Consider the following 20521-nt stretch of genomic DNA (forward strand, 5'->3'; position numbering starts at 1 on the left):
CGCCGATTCCCCCCCTTTCATTTTCTCTTTAAATAGCATTTAATTAGTAATTTTATGTATTTTTATCAACTCTTCCATAAACTGTATCAACTCTGGCTTTAGTTCTTCGTTTTTCATCGCAAACTCGATCGTCGTCTTAATAAATCCGATCTTTTCCCCGACATCATACCGTTTTCCTTCGAAGTTGTAGGCGAAGACGCGCTGAATTTCGTTCAGTTTTTGGATGGCGTCTGTTAGCTGGATTTCGCCGCCAGCTCCGATTTTTTGTTCTTCTAAAAACCGGAAAATTTCAGGTGTTAGTATGTACCTACCCATAATGGCGAGGTTGGATGGCGCGGTTCCTTTTGCCGGCTTTTCGACGAAGTTTTTGACTTCGTATCGGCGGCCCGTTTGCTCGAGCGGTTCGATGATGCCGTAGCGGTGTGTTTCTTCTTCAGGAACAGGCTGTACGCCGATGATCGATGCTCCCGTTTTTCCATATTCGTCCATCAATTGTTTTAAGCAAGGCTTGTCCGCTTGCACGATGTCATCTCCAAGAAGCACCGCAAACGGTTCGTCACCGATAAATTTCCGAGCGCACCAGACAGCATGTCCAAGCCCTTTTGGTTCCTTTTGCCGTATGTAATGAATATCTACTTTGGAAGATTGGCGCACTTTTTCCAAGAGATCAAATTTTTCTTTTTCCACTAAATTTTGTTCAAGCTCAAAGTTGTTGTCAAAATGATCTTCGATCGCTCTTTTTCCTTTTCCGGTGACGATGATGATGTCTTCAATTCCGGATTCGATCGCTTCTTCTACTATGTATTGAATCGTCGGTTTATCAACGATCGGCAGCATTTCTTTCGGCATCGCTTTCGTTGCAGGCAAAAATCTTGTTCCGAGCCCCGCAGCTGGTATGATGGCTTTCCTCACTTTTTTCAATATACTCACTCACTTCCCTTTGTACTTTTTGTTTATACGGACCTACGTATAATCTATTCATCAATAGAGCATACGTAGATTCATATCGGTTTTGAAAACAATAACCACTTTTTGTTTCTAGTGGTTTTCCAGTTTTGTTTTTTAGTTTTAGCATTTTTTGTTTAAATACTCTTTATTTAGTTCTCTCTGTTTTAGGTAAATTATTTACTGACAATTTGCAGACTGTTTAATAAACAAAGCTTAATATGTTTGATGCAAATTTCAATTAAGATTTTTTATATAAGTCAATGTTTTCCTGTTAATTTTATCAATACTTTCTTGTGTTTGTTCAATATTGCTTTTTTACTCAATCCAATCATTCATAAAATAGTATAATTTTCCTTTCCATGTAGAGTAAAGAATGCTTTACAGCTGCCTACAATTTTGGGCGTTCACCAGTGAATTCTTTCAATATATCGTGTTAATAAACCGGTGAAGCACGTGAAAAAGATACAGGTCTATAGGCATATCTTTCAATATACCGTGTTAATAAACCGGGCATCTAACCCGCCCTCACACCGCACCATCGACGACTAGCGTCTAAGGTGTCCTTTGGGAAGCACCCACAGTGCGGCCGAGTGCCTCTATTGATAAAGGTAAAGAGACATCACCTTTAAAAAAATTCTAAAAAACAATATATTATATAGAAAAGGCGCTAATAGCCTTTCAATATATTGTAATTTAGAAAATTCCAAAAAACTTCTTTTTTTTGATGCGCTCGGGAGGTTCTTTGTAAATCGATTCGTTTCGGATGACGCAGTCGGCGTTATCTTTGAAATATTCGACCGCATCTATGCCGAATTGTTCTTCCACCTCCGCAAAAGCTTCCTGCATGTGAAAGCTCCTATACTTCAAATTGTGCGCATCTGAAGCAATAAAATGGACAAGATTGGCATTTAGCAACTCGAAAGAAAATTTTTTAATTTTGCTGCCAAACGTTCCCGTAATGCTTGCTGCTGTCAGCTGGGCTGCCGCTCCTTGCTTTACAAGCTTGTACAAAAGGTCGGGATTTTGCGCAATTTCGCTGTTTCTCTCTGGATGGGCAATGATCGGATTCAGCCCGGCCATCATCATATCAAATATCAACCGTTCCGCATATCTTGGCACATGGTTTGAAGGAAACTCAATTAAAATATAGTTTGACTGATTTAAACCGCCGCAGTTCCCAGCCGAAAAGTCTTCAAGCAGTTCCCCGTACAGCCGGATCTCTTGGCCGGGAACAACTGTAAGCGGAATTCCTTCCTGTTTCAATGTTTCATTCAATTTTTCTGTCTTTTCTATAACGAAGCTCCATTCATTGTCAAACTTCCCGTTTTTATGGTGCGGTGTAGCGGTAATGACCGAAATCCCTTGACGGACAGCCGCTCGCGCCATTTCGATACTTTCAGTCAAATGCTTCGCTCCATCGTCCACTTCCGGCAATATATGACAGTGCAGATCAATCATCATACGAAACCATCCTTCAAATCACGGAAAAAAATCAGATATTTCTCATTTTAAACCAGTAGACTGTTTTTTTCAAAGAAAAAATGGGTAAAAATACCTAATTTTTCCCGCCGTAATAATAGTAATAATGGCTGTCTTTCTGCGGCTTGCCGTTTAATACAACTCCTAACAGCTTGCTTTTTGCCGACAACAATGATTCTTTTCCTTTTAACGCTGCTTCTCTCTCCGTTTTTCCGCTTGCCACCACCATGATCGACGCATCGACTTGATTAGCCAAAATTTGCGCATCCGCTACCGCTAAAAGAGGCGGAGAATCAATAATCACAATGTCGTACTGATCATAAGCTTCTTTGAGCAACTCCACCATGCTTCTCGATGACAAAAGCTCGGCTGGATTCGGAGGAATCGGTCCGCTCGTTAAAACGTCCAAATGATCAACTTCACTTACCGACACAGCTTCCTGCAAAGTCGCATTTTTCAACAACACACTCGTCAATCCGTGAATGTTTTGCAGACGGAATGTATAATGAACTGTCGGTTTGCGCAAATCAGCGTCAATTAACAGCACCTGCTTCCTTTGCTGAGCAAACACAACAGCCAAGTTTGCCGCCGTTGTCGACTTCCCTTCTCCAGGGCCTGTTGATGTAATCATGATTGAACGAATTTCATGGTCCACAGACGAAAATTGAATGTTTGTCCGAATCGTCCGGTACTGTTCAGAGATCGGCGACTTCGGGTTGAGCGCCGTGATCAATGTGCGCTGTTTTTGCTTCATTCCTTTCGCTCTAGGCGCCATACGTCTCACCCCTGACTCTCGATTTTTTTACCGCTTGATTCATTGTCGAACTGTTCATTTCATTGTCCATTTCAGAAATTGCCCCAAGCACAGGAAGCTCCAAAAGCTTCTCAATATCCTGCTCTGTCTTTACCGTGTTGTCAAGATACTCAAGCAAAAACGCAAGTCCAACGCCGGCCATCAATCCGACAACAAACGCAATCGCCATATTTAAGACAGGCTTCGGCTTGACAGGAGAAACATTCTCTTTCACTTCCGCTTTCGACAAAATGTTGACGTTGTCAACGTTCATAATATTTTTAATTTCCTTTTGAAAAACGCTCGCGATCGTGTTGGCAATATTTGCTGCGTGATTCGGGTCAGGATCTTGAACGGAAATGTTGACGACCTGCGAGTCCTTTTCGCTTCCGACCGTAATTTTTTCATTTAATTCGTCGACCGTCTCGTTTAAACCCAGCTCTTCAATCACCAGCTCCAAAATTCTTGGACTTTTAATAATGACATTGTATGTATTAATGAGCTGCAAATTCGTTTGAATTTCGTTGTATTGAAAAGCGGCTTGGTCATCCTTCGTTTGGTTGACTAAAATTTGGGTGGAAGCTTGATATATCGGCGTCATAAAAAAATAGCTGACAATGCCGCTTGCCGCTGTTGCAATCGCCGTAATGAGAATAATTAAGCTGATCCGTTTTTTCAATGTATCCAATATCTCTTTTAAACTAATTGTTTCTTCCATGTTTACCTCCGTTGCAAAAAATGTCATTACCTATCAATTTATTATAATATTAAATTCTTCCAACATCTAGTTGATTCGACAATTTTTATAGAGAATTTTGTCCTTTTTCAGAAAAAAGTGTAAGGAGGCGAATCGCTTCAATTCACCTCCTGACACTTTCTTCCTACATCGTATTCAGCAAAATTGCAGAAGCCACCCCAATGGCAACAGCAAAAACCGGAAAAATGATATAAAGGCACATTTTTTTAATTTTTCTTCTCGCCTCGATTTCTTCCGGTGTCAACCATTGACCTTTCAACCCTTCACCCTCCCCTTCCCCTGATGCGCTTCTCCTAGCAAATACCAAGAAAGCGTCATCAAAAACTTCACAAATCCTTACAAAAATAATATGAAGTAAGAACTACATTACCCATATCGGTCAGCCGCCTTATGATGTTTACAGGAAAAAAGGCTTATTTTTAGTTCGGAGGAGATAGAACAATCAAACGTTCCCTAGCTTTTAAAACATGCAGAATGAAAGGAGATGTCAGATAAGTCACTTAAAATAAATCAAGTAGAGAAAAACAAACCGTTTTTCTCTACTTGATTTCGTATATTTCTATTTTTGTTTGAAAGTATCTGGCGGATGCCGGCTACTTTCAGTATGTTGCGGGATAATGCCACAATCCCACAGCTATGATACATACACCTTTTTAATCTCGTGTTCAAGCTGTTTTAACAATTCTTTCGTTGTGACATGTTCGTTCGTTTCACCTTGCATATACGCATTAAGGAGAATTTTCAGAAATTCATCCTGGATTTTCTTTGTCTCTTCCATTCTGAAAAATTTCCTTTCTTCATATTTTTACAAAAATAAACAGCAAGATATGACAATTATACTAACATCAAATCAAAGTTGCAATAGTTTACTAGACAAGAATAGTGTTCGATTTCGCATTTTGCGCTATAATCGTAAGGAACGTGTTGCTATAAACGACAAAGGAGCGGACTTCTCATGCCTTCCCATATTTTCGATAAACAATTAGTGCTTCATTGTTCAGAACAAGTGATAAACATGCTTTCCCCTGAAACAGAGGAACACCGTGAGTGGATAAAAAAAGGGTTTCTTTTATATAGACAAGGAAACGTGTTTAATGTCAAGCAGGAAGGAATATTTATTTCGGCGGCTGTTGAGGACGTAGAGCGCGCATATGTCAAGCTTGATTTGGAATATTTTCAGCTGTCAAGCTGTTCCTGTTCTAATGAGTTTCCATGCCGTCATCTCATTGCTGTTTTTTTATATATTTATGCATTTACAGACGATCTCGGTAATTTTTTTAGCAAATGGAAAGAAAATCCAAACAAAAAACTTGCCATGTGGAAGGAGGAAGGCTTGATTCAAAAAGGAATGAAGCCGAGTGAACAATCGGCCGAAGATTGGGCGGAGCTTTTTAAAGCCGAACTGGACAATGTCGAAACGCTCTTCGGTACACAAAGAATTTACGCGATTTGGTATAAAGTGTATCCGCTTCTGAAAAAAAAGGAGCCTGAAAACCGAGAATTAAAACCTCTCTACCATATCATGCTGGCAAGTAGTCTGCTTGTTGAAATTTGCCGTTTTTGCCATCAAAACGAAACAAATACAAATTCGCCAGCTCTTTTCCAGTATGCTGCTCAGGTGATAGAAGAATTGCAGCTTGAGATCATTGAACATGTAAAGCAAATCAAAACAACGCCTTTACCTTTTTCCGCTGATCCCATTTTACATGACATGAGGGATCACATCCGCGAGCTTTTGTTTTGCGGCAAAGCTTTTCTCTATGAGCGAGTCGTTATTTACCGGATCATCTGGGAGTATTTACTGAACAGAAAAAAGTGGATGGAAGAAGAGCGGACGATTCTTGAACATCAAAAAGATGATGAAATGAAAAAAGGCGGTTTGTTCATTCTTGAATGCGAACTCGCTATTTTCCATTTTGATTTTTTGGACAAAAACGACGACCATATCATCCATTACTTGCATGAAACTGATCTTCCTCTTTTGCCGTTTTTGTTTGATTGGATTATATCGATGAACAAACGAAAAGAATTTAAACGGTTCCGAAAATGGGTTCCGGTGATTCTTGATCAAGCCAATTTGTATATTCAAGTAGAATATTTTTACGATCGACAAGAAACGATATATTATTTATTAAATGAGTTTGAACATTACCGTGCTCAAGCTGGGGATGACGAGACGTTCGAACACGCTTGCCGAAAGCTTCTTCCGTACAGCTATGCAGTTTATCATGAATATTTAATTGAAAGAGGCCTGTTTCATACATGGGCGGAGCTTCAGCTTTCGATCGGTTTCTCTCTAGATGATGTAGAGAGCCGGCTTCTTACTGTCATTGAAAAAAAAGCACCCGGTGTGCTGCTTCCCCTATTGCATCAAGAAATTGCCGGCAAAATCGCTGCCAAAAACCGATCAAGCTACAAAGACGCTGTGAAATATTTAAAAAGACTGAAACGCGTTTATAAAAAAACGGGCGATATGGACACTTGGGAACACTATTTTCAGCATATTACGAGCGAGTATAAACGCCTTCGCGCTTTTCAAGAAGAGCTCGTAAAAGGAAAATTGATGTAATGCACACGCTTAAAGATCAAAAGTATTCAACAGAAAAGGAAGTGGGGACATGTTCACCACAACTAGTCTTGTGATTTGTGCCGAGAAAATCGGAGATTATCAATACAGCATTTGGTGTACAGATGAAGCTGGCACCTTTCTTGCGCTTAAGGAATGGCAGCAATATGCATTTATTTGGCATACTTCTTCCTTTTACGGCACCGATTTGCGTGTATCAGACAATTGTATTCTGCTTTCGCCGTGGCAGGCGGTCGAATTTTTTGCCAAACGACCTGTCAACTCTTTGCTCAATATTTCCTTTTCTAGCGATCTTGACCAGACATCGCAAACAGCTGAACTGATTTTTCAGCTTGTTCAGACCGGTAACTTCATGCCTGACTATTCATCTTGGCAAAAAGGAAAGCTGGGCTGGAAGCCGAAGGATAACACGGTTAAGGAAATTGATCTTCCATGGTTTTCCGCTGCCGTTTCTGACCTTTTGGAAAGAAGCGCAGGAGCGAAACGTGCTTGGGATCAGCTTGTCGAAACATATCCTTTGCTCACATCGTTTGAAGGGCATTTTCTTGACGAGCAGGACTGGCTTGAGAAAATAGGCTGGCGATTAAACGATCAGCCGTTTCAAATCGGCTTTCGTTTAAATGAACCTGAACAGGATGGCGGCATTTGGAGACTGGAAATGTTTTTGCGAGACCAAACAGACAAAGATTCTTTTCTTTTATACAAGGGGAAAAGCTCTCTGCCGGCTAAATGGCGGAAATATACGGACACGATTGAGCGTGAACAGCAGCGATTTTCTACAATCGTCCCATGGCTTGCATTTGAAAATGGAGAAGCTCTATTAAACGAACAAGAAGCGTGGCGTTTTTTATTTGAAGCAAGCGAAACATTCATCAATTCAGGCGTCGAGATTCTCCTGCCATCTTGGTGGCAGGCGGTGAAGCAATCAAGCCTGGCATTGAAAGCGCATGTGAATACCGTCCCGAAAGGAAGATCGTTTGTCGGGATGAATTCCCTCATCGACTTTAATTGGCGGATCGCAACAAACGGCGTGGAGCTGACCGAAGAGGAATTTGAACAGCTGGTTGAGCACAAACGGCGGCTCGTCAACATACGGGGAAAATGGATCATGCTTGATCCGTCAATGATCGAGCAGATGAAAAAAATGCTGAAGCGTGCAGAAAAAGAAGGCCTCCACATTTTTGATATTTTAGAGCAGGAATTTGGGCGAAATCGCGAAGAGGGGGACGAGCTAGAGCGCCCATTTGCTGGGATCGAAATCAAATTAAACAGCACATTAAAAAAAATGGTGAAGCAGCTGGGGGAGCTTTCGGAAATCCCTTCGGTAAGCCTGCCGAAACATTTCGCCGGCACCCTCAGACCTTATCAAAAACAAGGCTTGGATTGGCTGTTATTTTTACGCCGCTTCGGTTTTGGCGCGTGTTTGGCAGACGATATGGGGCTTGGGAAAACAGTGCAGATGATTGCTTATTTTCAATATGTGAAGGAACGGGAGAAGCCGGAAACGCCCGCACTGATCATCGTGCCGACGTCCGTGCTCGGCAACTGGCAAAAGGAAATAGAAAAATTCGCGCCTCAATTAAACGTTTATTTACATTACGGCCAAAACCGGAAAAAAGGCGAAGCATTTCAAAAAAAGGTTTTGGGCTCCGATATTGTTTTGACATCTTACGGCTTAAGCCACGTTGATTTTGACGAACTTTCTTCTGTTCATTGGTCCAGCCTCTGCATCGATGAAGCGCAAAATATTAAAAACGCCCATACGAAACAATCGCGATCTATCCGGAAATTGAACAGCCATCAGCGCATTGCGCTGACAGGAACGCCGATAGAAAACCGTTTGACGGAGCTTTGGGCCATTTTTGATTTTATCAATAAAGGTCTTTTAGGAAGCCTTCACCAATTTCAGAAGCAATATGTGCTTCCGATCGAAAAAGGGGAAAAACCGGACAAAATTCAAAAACTGCGCAGCATGATCAGGCCGTTTCTGCTTCGAAGAACAAAACGCGATGAGCATGTCGCACTGAATTTACCGGAAAAACAAGAACAGAAGGAGTACGTGCCGCTCACCGTCGAGCAGGCATCATTATATGAACAGCTTGTCAAAGACACACTTGAGGAAGTAATGAAAGCGGACGGCTTCGAGCGGAAAGCACTCATTTTAAAAATGCTGGGCAAGCTGAAACAAATTTGCAATCACCCCGCTCTTTATTTGAAGGAAGAGGCTGTTTCTACTCTTCAAGGCCGGTCTCATAAAATCGATAAGCTGCTTGAATTAGTTGAAGCTATTTTGAATCAAGACGAAAGCTGTTTAATTTTTACCCAGTACATTCAAATGGGGAAAATGCTGAAAAACTTGCTTGAAAAAACATTTAAAATAGACGTTTTATTTTTGCACGGAGGCTTATCCAAAACAGAAAGGGACAAACTTGTCGAGACGTTTCAAAATGGAGGCAGCCGCTTGTTTATTTTGTCGCTGAAAGCCGGAGGCACAGGATTAAATTTGACAGCCGCCAACCACGTCATCCATTTTGACCGTTGGTGGAACCCGGCCGTTGAAAACCAGGCAACCGACCGCGCCTACCGCATCGGCCAAAAGCGGTTTGTCCACGTGCATAAACTGATTACTACCGGCACAATTGAAGAGAAAATCGACGACATGATCGAGAAAAAACAAGCATTAAACGAAGAGCTGATCCAAAGCGACAACTGGATCACCGAACTTTCCACAGAAGAATTGAAGGACTTAATTGCACTCAGAAATGAAGAAAGACGATAAAGCGTGTCTGCATCGATCGAAAACGACTGAGGAATAAAAAAAGACGATAAAGTGTTAAAATGTAAAGCTTTTTAAAAAGTGACTATGTCTACTTTAGCGACTTCTTTTGTCAAAGTTTGAAAGCAAAGGGATTATTCCATTCTTAAGCTGTTAAAAAAGGAGGGAATCTTCTTGGCAAAAAAAGATTCTAAAACGGAAACACATGCCCCGGAATGGGAAAAACTTTATGAAGAATTAATAAAAGCTGCAAATAAATAAGAACTCTTTTAACCACTCTTTTTGGGAGTGAGGAGCGGAGTCTATACACCACAAAAAAAGATCTTGGAGTCTTATCAATTTTAATGAGGCTGAGGCAAAGACCGGAAGTTGGAAGCAGTCTCGACGAAACAGCATAAATACATTAAAAGGAAGCCAAGAATGGAGCGGTTGAAGCTTTTATAAAATGAAGCATCATTTTCATCTCTAAAAAATTTGAACAAAATGGATCAAAACGTCATTTCTAAAAAACGGCTGTTACCTTTCATTAGCTGATAATTCCTTTCCTCTCAACAAAACAGCCAGCCTCAAAAAAACGGCTGGCCAAAGGTTGAGGGAGCTTTTAGGGGATGCCTTGTGATTTTTTCTTTTCACTGGAAGGAAAAAAGCGGACGACTTAGCTAACGGAAGTCCATTTTCGATTTGTGTCAAAAGGTGGACTTTCTTCTCATAAGATTGATTTACGTTTCTTCTGCGGAATCAAAAGCAAACTTACTTTACATCAAACATGCCTTATTTTGCTGAGGACGAAAGGATTGTTTTTCCTCTAAAGTCAGACTTACTATGCCTCAGACTGTTCAGGTGCGGATTCCGGATCGAAAAGCTCTCTTGCCCGTATTCTTTGCGGCGGAGTGCCCATAAATCGAACGGAATCCGCAACAACTTCTGTTACGTACACTTTTTTGCCCTCGCTGTTTTCATAGTTTCGCGTTTGAATTCTTCCGATTACGCCAACGATCGATCCTTTCCGGCAGTAATTTGCAGTATTTTCAGCTGTTCGTCTCCAAAGTGTACAATGAACAAAATCTGTGTCGATTTCCCCTGCCGCATTGCGAAAGTTGCGGCTCACAGCCAGCGTAATATTGGCAACAGGAGCCCCTTCACTTGTATAGCGGATTTCAGGATCTTTCGTTAATCGACCGACGAGCGTCACATGGTTGATCACATCATCCCTCCCTTCTCGTAATGTGCACCCTTATTGTAGCTGAAGTTAAAAAAATAGAAAAATGTCTATTTTTAGATTTTTCCGCCTTTAACGACGTTGATTTTCTCATTTTCCTATAGCTATTTTTCGAAAATAAACAACGATTTATTAATTTTCGCGATTTTTCATATTTTTTGTCGTAATGAAGGAAAAATGATTCGACCCATAGATGTGTATGTTCTGCAAAAGCTTTGAGAAGATTGGAGAAGATTTCATTTGCTCATCGATGATTTCTTCTTTATAGCGAAGAGTTGTGTGGTCGTATGTAAACAATTGAACATAAAACTGCTTTTCTTGCATACCAAACATTACCCGCAATATTGACAATTTATCCTCCATTTGAAAATATACATCAATTACCGCATCGCTCGGGATTTGAAAATAATGATAGCTAAGCTCATTTTCGGAAAAATCGCCAATCCTCAACATCATGAATTCCTTATTTCTAGTTCTATTTTCATGACCGCGGATAATATGAATTTTTTTGAGTTTATATTTCGTCATCAAATCCCCCCTTAGGCCTTTTTAAAAAAGTATAATCCTTAATGTCAAAATTATCTATATTTACGAAATATTTGTAATATATGTATTTTAGTTCATTTTTCCTATAAAATGTCGAAAATTCTCCTTATCTCTTGTATTTTCTTCATTTTTCAATTTCGTTCTAATACTGAACGTTTATTTTATTGATCTTATTACGATCTGACGATGCCTTCTTTTTCCTTTACCATATTTTTTAATGGTATGGAAAAGTTGGTGGAATCGTGAACGCACAGCAAAAATTTCAAATGAATATGAAATTTTTCCGAAAAGAAAAAGGATGGACTCAGAAACAGCTGGCCGAAAAATTGAATATGACAAGATCAGTAATCAGCAAATTGGAAACTGGAGTGCAGCAGCCTAGTCTGGAGCAGCTTGTTTCGATTAGTGAAGCACTCGAAATCAGCATTGATCATCTAGTTGGTCAAGGCGGTACCCCGAGCATGTTGGCAGAAGTGCTTGAACCGTATCGGTCAGAAAAACATTTGGAGGAAGTAATTGACTTTTTAATAAAACATCCCAATTTATACGATGCGATTAAAAAATTAGCGCAAACGAATCATAATCAACAGCAATTATCCCAGTATGTTGCTACGATGATTCATGAACTGTTGAAAATAGAGTAAAGGCTGACTTTTGTCAAGCCTTTTTTATTTTATGTTATAATAAAGCATAAACTCTAGTTGGGGGCCTTGAACCATGAAAACCTTTAAGCTTGTCGAATTGAAAGTTGAGAGGAAAGATCAGGAAAACCGCATCGAAAATTTACCTCTTGCTGATGGGCTGATCATTAATAAAGAGGACGGCGAAAATTCGTGGTTAATTGAGGCGCTTCTTTCTAAACAGTTTCGTCCTTATTTTGAACACCATTTGCAAAATAATGATGAACTCAAGCTTTTAGCCACGATTACTAAAAAAAATAATAGACCCGCTCATATCATTGCAAAAATTCGTTCGATCACTATGTTAAAGGATCATATTTCTGTCCTTTTTGACGGCAGAATCTATAATAACCGAACTTCCAAGCAGGAAGCAGAAATGGTCCTCAGAGAACTAATTTCAAAAGGTCTATCCGGACAAGAGCTGCTGGAGGCATTTAGTAAAACAATCCATAAAATCCATGATCCAAAAACTAAATGCCGATTCAAAAAAAATTGAATAGTCCTCCATGAAAAAGGATAGTCCTGCGTATTTTAATGTGAAAGCCAACAAAAATCCTGGCCAGATTTGCCTAGATGAAACCGCAGATGCTCCACATCTAATCAATTTTAACTTAAATCAGTTATGAGACACCTCATTTAACTCGTGAACTACTCGTCATTGAAATGACGAGCTTCCTGTTCTACGCAACGAACTGTTGTCCGTTAAACGTATACACAGTCGGCGTGTCCAACACCACTACTGATTGAGATAAAGCCTTAATCTCTTTCAGATACTTTTTGCTGATATTGATAGCACCATTCACATCCGCATTGATGGTTGTATGACAGTCGTTACATACATATAACCCTCGATGAATCCGATTACTCGGCTTTGCGTTTTCTTCACAAGGGAACATTTGGCATACTGAACATGCTTGAGAGGTGTATTCTTCGGTTAATAAACGAACATCTATTCCTTGCTCCTGCGCTTTATACCGTATCATTTGAATGATTTTCGCATACGGAAAACCATGCAATTTTTGATTCGTTTTCTTGTTGAATTTCGCTTGTTCTCGTATACCTGTAATGTCACCAATCACAATCGTTTCGACTCCTTGTTGCAGAGCAATATCAATCACTTTTCTTGTCATACAATGCAACATGTGATGCACTTGTTTTCTTTTCTTTTGATAAAGTTGTAACACACGTCTGGAAGGTTTCGGGTATTGTATTCCTTTAGCACATTGTTGAGCGAAACCAATCGCTTGAAAATGGGCGATTTGTTTATGAAAGTAGCGTTCAACGGATAGCCATTGCCTTCCTGAAATGATGTGTGCTTTTCCTTGATAATCATAACAAGTCATCGCATTGGCAATCCCTAAGTCAATCGATAAAAATTTCGTGCTATTCTTTTGTTTCAATGGTACATCTTTGTATTCTTGAATCAGATAAATCGTATATTCTTTTCGACTGATGGGTTTCACTTCAATCAGTTTTATCTTTTCGATTTCGATATGTTTCGGAATCGGGATATAAAGATAACTTTCTTCCAATCCATACGTTTCTTTTAAAAAGGCTTTTTGAGCCTTTGGAATGGGTAAACGAATTTTGGTATTGTTCTCCACCAATTTGAAACTGTTATTTAGAAAACGGACATTAAAGTTTTGATGTTTGAATCGTGGTGGTTGTGGATTATCTATTCCATTGCTTTCCTTTAGTTTGAAAAAAGACACCCACGCTTCTTGCAAGACTTTTAAGACCTCTTGTGCTGATTGAGCAGGTAATTGTTTATACCAAAAATGTGTTTTTAATCGTTTTTTCTGTTCATACCAATTCGGGAACGGTACACCTTGTTCTTTCGACCAATTCCGTTTTTCATAGTTCCCCACATTCCATAACTTCCGACTGGCATAACACAAGTGATATAAGATGATTTGATTGGTTCGATTCGCTTTATAGGTGAAATACGATACCTTTTTCATTTAGTCACCACCTTTCTTTTGGTTAGCAATATAGCGTTTTATGACATCCTCACTAATAGAGCCAACGGTTTCAATATAATAACTAGAGTTCCATAATACTCCTTTCCATAATTTTTGTTTGATTTCAGGAAATTGCAGAAAAATTTTTCTCCCTGAAATCCCTTTTAACATTTTGACAATATAAGAAGGTGCTATTTTTGGATGAGCTGATACAAATACATGAATATGATCTTGTTCACCCACCTCTACCATCTGCAACAGAAAACCTTTTTCTTCTGCAATCTCTTTAAAAATTTTCTTGAGATATAACTCAACCTCTTGTGTCAAAACCTTCTTTCGATATTTCACAGACCATACAATATAATAATTGACATTATAAACACAAGTTCTTGCGTGAATTAAATTTGTTTTCTTCATACATATAGTATATCAAAAATATACAAAAAAACCAATTATTTCAATCTTTAATAAACCACATATAGTCTTTATAAAATATAAAAAAAGCGATTCATCTCCCCTTTAAAAAGGGGAGGATTCTCGCTTGTCTATCCTAAAAATAAAATAGAAGGCACAGACGGCCTTCTTCAATTATTGATTTTCTTGTTCTTCGTTGTTTTCGTCGTTATTATCGTCGTTATTATCGTCGGCAGTATCATCTTGATTGTTATCAGCACCTTCTTCATCATCCGGTGGCAATTCTTCATCTAAAGTATTCCCGTTATTGTCTTCATCTGTTGGACCTGTATTTTCTTCTGTATCGTTATTATTGTCCGGAGGGACCTCATCATTCGTATTGCACCCTGTCACCACCATCAACGCCATTAGCATGCTAAATAACATGTACATCCATTTCTTTTTCATATGATTGCTCCTTTCTTATTGTTATACGTTCTTAACATGCCCAAGTATTTTTAACACATTCAACAAATTTTTCTAAAACACAGATTGAATTTTTCAACCTTCAGTATATGATGACATAGATTGAAGAAAGGATAAGAAGAAATATTCGTAAAAGAACGATTTCGAAAATAAACTTTTGCAATCCAACATTTTCATATCCAAATGTAAGAGAAAACACTTTAGAAGGGCTCATAATCGGGGAAAAACAAACGAAAGCCATATTTTCAACATCAGAAGAAATAAAAAATGAAGATATAGAGATGAATACACCGTACTGGAGCACATCGAAAATTTTGGGAGAGAATACAGAAAGAAGATCTTTTAAGATGCAAGTACATTCAAATTGAGGTCAATACAACAGACTTCTTGAACTTATGAAAAAAGCGGCAGTCTAATGTGCTTATTTAATAAAAAACAGATGCCATTTGAAGGCACCCGTTTATTTCACAGCAAATGTTAATTCAGCTTCACAAGCGATTTCGTCATCAACCTTTGCAATTCCTTTTGCTTTTCCGATCGGACCCCGCTGTGCGATCATTTCCACTTCCAGTTTTAGTTGATCCCCGGGGCGTACTTGTCTTTTAAAACGGCATTTATCAATGCCAGCAAAAAGAGGGAGCTTCCCTTTATATTCTTCTTTTTTCATCATGGCAACGCCGCCTACTTGAGCCAGTGCTTCAACGATCAAAACGCCTGGCATAACCGGATAATCCGGATAATGTCCGTTAAAAAACGGTTCATTAATTGTGACATTTTTGATGCCGACCGCCCGCTTGCCTTCCTCTAATTCAACAACTCGATCGACTAGCAAAAACGGATATCGATGTGGTATGATCTCTTTTATTTGCTGAATATCCAACATGAAGATGCCTCCTTAAGGATTAAAACGATAGTCTGTTTCCGCAGCTTTTTATGGCTCTAATAAACGATTTATGCCCCATTTTTTCGTCTCCCGATCTCCGGCATGTGAGCAATGCATCAGCTCGTTTCTTAGAACCAGTCTTGCAGAAGATCTTAACAAGGAGGAAAATTCCCCCAGCCTTTCATCAAGTATATTAGAATTACGCGTCCTTTTCAACAAGATCTATGATGTGCTGCCATGTAGACGGTTTAAGTGCATCTAGTGGACGTCCGTCCCCCAACACTCCATATCCGATTATCGCACCGATGGCCATGCTGATGACCATTCCAAAAACAAGTAAAATGAGACGAAGCCAAATTGGAATAAGCCGGACTCGTGTGCGCGTTTTTCTCTTGACTCCGTCCTCTTTTTTCGCTTTTTTCCGTTCTTCCCTTGTTAAAATATCAACTTTTTCCTGAGCAGCCATCATAAAAACTCCCTTAAAAAAATAACAAGTTTTAAAAAGCTGATACAGCAGCTTCTTTTAAGGTCAAAGATCAAAAAGACCTATTTCTATATTCACGGTGAACTACCCCGTTTAAGGCTAGAGGTAAAACTTGTTAAATTGAATTTTTGCCGATTTTCAACTGTTCAACACAATTGCAGAAATCGCTCTATTACCTCACCGTGTTGATTAGTCCAAGCATTTGATCGCCGATCGTGATTGACCGAGCATTTAGTTGGTAGGAGCGTTGTGCGATCATTAAGTCTGTAATTTCTTGAGTCAGGTCGACATTTGAGCTTTCCAGAGCCCCTTGCCGCATGCCGATTTCCGTCCGCAAATCCCCTTCCAAATTCGTCAGCACATCTGTGATGGGCACGTTTCCTAATTGCTGCAAGCCGTATATATTATTGCCGAGTGAAATCATCATGCTCGGACGATCTACTCTGACAACTCCAAGATTAACCGTTTGCGGTAGCTCTCCTTCATTCCGTGGCGCTGCTGTAAGCGTCCCGTTTGCAGAAATGACAATATCTCGAATATCTCCGTCCAAGTAAATCGGGTTTTGATTTTCATCAAGCACTCGGTAGCCGTCTTTCGTCACAAGCATAAGGCGGTTCGTACCATCGTTTGCAGGAGATAAATAAAGAGCACCGTCTCTTGTATACCGGACCTCGCCGTCTACTTCCACTTGTAAAAACTGATCCTTGTGTAAAAGCGCAACATCTAGCTCTCTGCCTGTCGTTTTAATAGCGCCTTGATGAAAGACAAGCTGTTTATCCAGTCTGGCGCCGACGCCAAGACGAAGGCCGTAATCAGTCAATCTGCCTGTTTCTTTTTGAAGATCCGGCTGATTGTTCAGCTCTTGTCTCATCAATTCGTGAAAGGTTGTGCTCGTTTTTTTATAACCGTTTGTATCGATATTCGCTAAGTTATGACCGATTGCATCCAATTGCTGCTGTAACTGATTCATCGTATTAGTCGCTGTAATCATTGAGCGGAGCATTTACAACACCTCTTTGTCAGCCGATGCGGCCGATTTCATTGACTGCTTTGTCCATACTTCTGTCATATGCTTGCAGCACCTTCTGATTTGCTTCAAAAGAACGATAGGCTGTCAGCATACCCGTATAAGCCCTTGCAACATCAACGTTGGAACGTTCAATATATCCTTGGCGCAGCACATATTGCACATTGCCGTTGCCAATTGCACTTGGCAGCTCTGTTCCGTCAGCCGTTCGAAACAAGCCGTTCCCTTCATTGACAAGATTGCGGACATCATCTTCAAACCGAATGTCGATCGTTTGACCTGTGTATTGTCCGTTTTCCAGAACTTCTCCTTCAGGCGTAATAGTAAAATCGTTTCCTTCAATAATAATCGGCGTTCCGGTTACAGACAGGACAGGGTTTCCTGCCATTGTCAGGCGGCCTTGCTCATCAATCGTAAAGTGGCCGTTTCTCGTATATTTCACTTCACCATTTCCCGTTTCAACAGCAAAAAAGAGAGTGCCTTTTAAATTCGTTTCTTCATGAATTGGAACCGCTTCTTCCACTAAAGCTACATCAGTCGGCAAATCAGTTGCACGGATATCCCCTTGGGTAAATAGTGGAATCAATTCTTGCATATAAACGCCTGTATTGACAGATCCAACTTCCGAAATATTTGTCACACCGTTTTTTGTTTCAATTCTTGACAAAAGCATTTCCGGAAAAGCCCGTATTGCAGCCCGGTCAGATTTATATCCCGGCGTGTTAGCGTTGGCTATATTGTTTGAAAGCATTTCCGCATGGCGCTGCTGTGTGAGCATTCCTGCTGCAGCTGTATAGAATCCTCGAAGCATGATTTTTCACCCCATCCAACAAATCCGACATGTTCTCCTAATTTTATATTATAAAGGACTTTTCGATGATTCTCATTACAATTTTTTTATTATCTTATAGGTAAAAGATCACAATTTTCTGATAGGTCTATTATCTTCCGTCTCCTTTCCAAACTGTTCATAAAGAAAAATATCATTTGGATGTTGGGAGCTGAATGGGTATGTAAAAGCAGGATTGGTCTTTCAGATTTGAATCGAGTAGGAGGGAGCGATTAACTCCCGTCCTCTCACACCACCGTACGTACGGTTCCGTATACGGCGGTTCAATTAAGATAATTGACGCAAGTCTTTATAACTTCCGTGAATAGCTGTTCTCTTTATGCCAGTGGTCACTCCACCCTCCAAGAGATCTCCCACGGGATTCACCGCTTCCTCCCTCAAGTGAGGTACTACGTTTTCTGTGTTCATCATGACTCACTGAATGCCAAGGGCTATTCTCTCTTAATTGTTCGGTCCTTCTTAGTTGTTCTAGACCAACTAATACTATGACCTCTGCTGACTTCTGACTGTTCAGCTATCTATCACTAGATAGGTTACCAAGGTTACTTGGCGTGCCAGCCAGACCTCCCCGGGTAAGAGTGTAATCTTTCCTTCCATCCATCTGCTTCATTTACTCTGTATCACCTTCGGCAGAAAGGGCTTTGTTTTGTCTTGCAAACTCACCCAGTGATACCTAGCCTCATATGAAGTTCGTGTTCCTCAGACCGGAAGTTTGCCGCTCGCTTCCTTCAGATTCCGCGTCACCACGGACACCCTTGCGTTAAGCTAACTGCTACTTCTGCCTTCGCAGCTCGGGACTTTCACCCTATAGATTACACCCATGCCGGGCGCACAAGTAAAAAAATCGGCGTAAAAGCCGATTTCTAAAAAACTTATTGCTACGATTTTGTTATATAAACTTTCTTTTTGGCAGTTTGTCCATGTTTTCAAGCATGATTCCTGTTCCGACAGCAACGCAGTGCAGCGGATCATCCGCTATGGTAACCGGAACCTTCAGCTCTTCAGACAAGAGCAGATCAAGCCCATGCAGGAGTGCTCCGCCGCCTGTTAAAATAACACCGCGGTCAATGATGTCTGCAGACAGCTCAGGAGGTGTGCGCTCCAACACATTTTTGGCTGCTTGAATAATGGCTTCGACAGGTTCTTTTAATGCTTGCTCGATTTCTTTCGACCTAATAGTGATCGTCCGAGGCAGTCCTGTGACCATATCACGACCCCGAATATCGATTTCTTCGTCGCGTGCACCTGGAAATACTGTTGCCGCTTTCACTTTAATATCTTCTGCAGTTCGTTCACCGATCAGAAGCTTATACTCCCGTTTAATATAATTTAAAATTTCAAGATCAAATTTGTCTCCAGCCACTTTCAAGGACGAGGCGGTAACGATATCACCCATGGATAGTACAGCTATGTCCGTCGTCCCGCCGCCAATATCCACCACCATGTTTCCACTCGGCTGGAAAATCTCCATCCCAGCGCCAATTGCAGCTACTTTTGGTTCTTCCTCTAAAAAGACTTGCTTGCCGCCGCATTTTTCAGCTGCCTCTCGGATCGCTTTCCGCTCCACTGAAGTAATGTTTGTCGGGCAGCAAATTAAAATCCGCGGCTTTGATATAATGCCTTTGACATTTAACTTATTCAAAAAATGTTTGAGCATTGTTTCTGTAATATCAAAATCTGCGATGACACCATCCTTCAGCGGGCGTATGGCAACAATATTGCCAGGTGTACGGCCAACCATACGTCTCGCTTCCTCGCCAACCGCTAACACCTTTCCGTTGTTGCGGTCAAGTGCCACAACAGAAGGCTCATTTAACACAATGCCTCTGCCCTTTACATGAATCAGCACATTTGCTGTTCCTAGGTCGATTCCTACATCTTTTGAAAACATATTACTATGATCCTCCCTTGCCAATCATCATCTCTCCAACTAATATCCTAATTTCTTATTGTATCATATAATTGCATAAAAAGTATGATTTTGTAAAAAAAGACAAGATTTTCGGAGAGTTTTGTCGGTTGGCGTCGAGAATCATCATCGTTTTATCGGTTCTTTTTGCTGTTCTTCTTTTTTATATTTTAATTTTGTTGCTTCTCCGCCACGAAGATGGCGAATCGATTTATGATAATCTAGTATTTTCTTTACTTCGTTTGCTAAATCAGGATTTATCTCCGGCAGCCTTTCCGTTAAATCTTTATGGACAGTACTCTTGGAAACGCCAAACTCTTTCGCGATTACACGAACAGTTTTTTTCGTCTCCACGATATACTTTCCAATCTTGATTGTGCGTTCTTTGATGTAATCGTGCACACCACTCGACCTCCCTAATGTGGATGTGAGAAGTGTGAAATGAGATTCGCATGCACAGTGTATACAGCTATATACATGATGTAGAATCTAAAGTTGCCATTTTTGCTGTATTGATCATCTATCTCCACGATCCCTCACCTCAAACACTCTCTTGTTAGGTTTGTAACATTTTATTAGCTTGGGTGAAGATATATTCTTGAAAAGTCAAGAAGGACAAGGGATTTATGAAAATTTATTTTCCACTTAAAGTCGAGGTCATGTTTCGACACTTTTCATTGATTAGTTTTTCGACGATATGCGCCAATCATTTTCCGGGAAATATGTATAATTCCAGTGAAAAA

General features: G+C 40.3%; 21 protein-coding genes. 4 read left to right on the forward strand and 17 right to left on the reverse strand.

Annotated features, from left to right (window positions below):
* Window positions 1-39 precede the first annotated feature (39 nt).
* The 6 genes from galU to NSQ41_RS18360 all read right to left on the reverse strand — a co-directional run bounded on the left by galU (window position 40) and on the right by NSQ41_RS18360 (window position 4755).
* Window positions 40-921 (reverse strand): UTP--glucose-1-phosphate uridylyltransferase GalU, encoded by an 882-nt coding sequence (gene galU / locus NSQ41_RS18335; protein ID WP_339211662.1) that lies wholly within the window; start codon window positions 919-921, stop codon window positions 40-42.
* 720 nt (window positions 922-1641) lie between these two features.
* Window positions 1642-2406 (reverse strand): CpsB/CapC family capsule biosynthesis tyrosine phosphatase, encoded by a 765-nt coding sequence (locus tag NSQ41_RS18340; protein ID WP_339211664.1) that lies wholly within the window; start codon window positions 2404-2406, stop codon window positions 1642-1644.
* A gap of 97 nt (window positions 2407-2503) precedes the next feature.
* The gene (locus tag NSQ41_RS18345; RefSeq protein ID WP_339210622.1) at window positions 2504-3202 is read right to left on the reverse strand and encodes a CpsD/CapB family tyrosine-protein kinase; all 699 of its coding nucleotides are present in this window, start codon (window positions 3200-3202) and stop codon (window positions 2504-2506) included.
* Window positions 3192-3938: a YveK family protein gene (locus NSQ41_RS18350; protein ID WP_339210624.1), complete on the reverse strand. Its 747-nt coding sequence runs from the start codon at window positions 3936-3938 to the stop codon at window positions 3192-3194. Before NSQ41_RS18350 ends, NSQ41_RS18345 begins: the two co-directional genes overlap by 11 nt.
* A gap of 163 nt (window positions 3939-4101) precedes the next feature.
* On the reverse strand, window positions 4102-4236 hold the full coding sequence (locus tag NSQ41_RS18355; protein WP_339210625.1) for a hypothetical protein: 135 nt from the start codon (window positions 4234-4236) through the stop codon (window positions 4102-4104).
* 375 nt (window positions 4237-4611) lie between these two features.
* Window positions 4612-4755, reverse strand: coding sequence for a hypothetical protein (locus tag NSQ41_RS18360; RefSeq protein WP_339210626.1), 144 nt, complete (start codon window positions 4753-4755; stop codon window positions 4612-4614).
* Between the two features lie 177 nt (window positions 4756-4932).
* On the opposite strand from NSQ41_RS18360, the gene NSQ41_RS18365 reads away from it, so the two are divergent.
* Window positions 4933-6546 carry an SWIM zinc finger family protein gene (locus NSQ41_RS18365; protein ID WP_339210627.1) on the forward strand — a complete coding sequence of 538 codons (1614 nt, stop codon included), beginning with the start codon at window positions 4933-4935 and terminating at the stop codon, window positions 6544-6546.
* 49 nt (window positions 6547-6595) lie between these two features.
* On the forward strand, window positions 6596-9343 hold the full coding sequence (locus tag NSQ41_RS18370; protein WP_339210629.1) for a DEAD/DEAH box helicase: 2748 nt from the start codon (window positions 6596-6598) through the stop codon (window positions 9341-9343).
* A gap of 817 nt (window positions 9344-10160) precedes the next feature.
* Here the strand turns inward: NSQ41_RS18370 and ssb are convergent.
* Together ssb and NSQ41_RS18380 are read right to left on the reverse strand one after the other, a co-directional pair.
* The gene (gene ssb / locus NSQ41_RS18375) at window positions 10161-10544 is read right to left on the reverse strand and encodes a single-stranded DNA-binding protein (RefSeq protein WP_311066645.1); all 384 of its coding nucleotides are present in this window, start codon (window positions 10542-10544) and stop codon (window positions 10161-10163) included.
* A 147-nt stretch (window positions 10545-10691) separates the two neighbouring features.
* On the reverse strand, window positions 10692-11087 hold the full coding sequence (locus NSQ41_RS18380) for a hypothetical protein (RefSeq protein WP_339210630.1): 396 nt from the start codon (window positions 11085-11087) through the stop codon (window positions 10692-10694).
* A 260-nt stretch (window positions 11088-11347) separates the two neighbouring features.
* On the opposite strand from NSQ41_RS18380, the gene NSQ41_RS18385 reads away from it, so the two are divergent.
* Window positions 11348-11749, forward strand: a complete 402-nt coding sequence (locus NSQ41_RS18385) for a helix-turn-helix transcriptional regulator (protein ID WP_339210631.1) — start codon at window positions 11348-11350, stop codon at window positions 11747-11749.
* 73 nt (window positions 11750-11822) lie between these two features.
* Window positions 11823-12281 (forward strand): YwpF-like family protein, encoded by a 459-nt coding sequence (locus NSQ41_RS18390; RefSeq protein ID WP_063388992.1) that lies wholly within the window; start codon window positions 11823-11825, stop codon window positions 12279-12281.
* A 184-nt stretch (window positions 12282-12465) separates the two neighbouring features.
* Here NSQ41_RS18390 and NSQ41_RS18395 read toward each other — a convergent pair whose 3' ends face one another.
* The 9 genes from NSQ41_RS18395 to spoIIID form a co-directional block, all read right to left on the reverse strand.
* Window positions 12466-13746, reverse strand: coding sequence for an RNA-guided endonuclease TnpB family protein (locus NSQ41_RS18395; RefSeq protein WP_094246128.1), 1281 nt, complete (start codon window positions 13744-13746; stop codon window positions 12466-12468).
* On the reverse strand, window positions 13747-14163 hold the full coding sequence (gene tnpA / locus NSQ41_RS18400) for an IS200/IS605 family transposase (RefSeq protein ID WP_339210633.1): 417 nt from the start codon (window positions 14161-14163) through the stop codon (window positions 13747-13749).
* Between the two features lie 171 nt (window positions 14164-14334).
* Entirely contained in the window at window positions 14335-14607 is a 273-nt protein-coding gene (locus NSQ41_RS18405; protein WP_339210635.1) for a hypothetical protein, read from the reverse strand.
* Window positions 14608-15085: 478 nt separating this feature from the next.
* Window positions 15086-15508, reverse strand: a complete 423-nt coding sequence (gene fabZ, locus NSQ41_RS18410) for a 3-hydroxyacyl-ACP dehydratase FabZ (protein ID WP_094244697.1) — start codon at window positions 15506-15508, stop codon at window positions 15086-15088.
* Window positions 15509-15707: 199 nt separating this feature from the next.
* Complete coding sequence (locus NSQ41_RS18415) at window positions 15708-15974, reverse strand: DNA-directed RNA polymerase subunit beta (protein WP_094244698.1); 267 nt, start codon at window positions 15972-15974, stop codon at window positions 15708-15710.
* A gap of 190 nt (window positions 15975-16164) precedes the next feature.
* Window positions 16165-16995 carry a flagellar hook-basal body protein gene (locus NSQ41_RS18420; RefSeq protein WP_066248024.1) on the reverse strand — a complete coding sequence of 277 codons (831 nt, stop codon included), beginning with the start codon at window positions 16993-16995 and terminating at the stop codon, window positions 16165-16167.
* 16 nt (window positions 16996-17011) lie between these two features.
* Window positions 17012-17830, reverse strand: a complete 819-nt coding sequence (locus NSQ41_RS18425) for a flagellar hook-basal body protein (RefSeq protein ID WP_339197992.1) — start codon at window positions 17828-17830, stop codon at window positions 17012-17014.
* Between the two features lie 928 nt (window positions 17831-18758).
* Window positions 18759-19760, reverse strand: coding sequence for a rod shape-determining protein (locus NSQ41_RS18430; RefSeq protein ID WP_063388998.1), 1002 nt, complete (start codon window positions 19758-19760; stop codon window positions 18759-18761).
* Window positions 19761-19904: 144 nt separating this feature from the next.
* Entirely contained in the window at window positions 19905-20180 is a 276-nt protein-coding gene (spoIIID, locus tag NSQ41_RS18435; protein ID WP_063388999.1) for a sporulation transcriptional regulator SpoIIID, read from the reverse strand.
* Between the last annotated feature and the right edge of the window lie 341 nt (window positions 20181-20521).

The sequence above is a fragment of the Aeribacillus sp. FSL K6-8210 genome, assembly GCF_037963925.1.
In the GTDB taxonomy this organism is placed as follows: Bacteria; Bacillota; Bacilli; order Bacillales; family Aeribacillaceae; genus Aeribacillus; species Aeribacillus composti.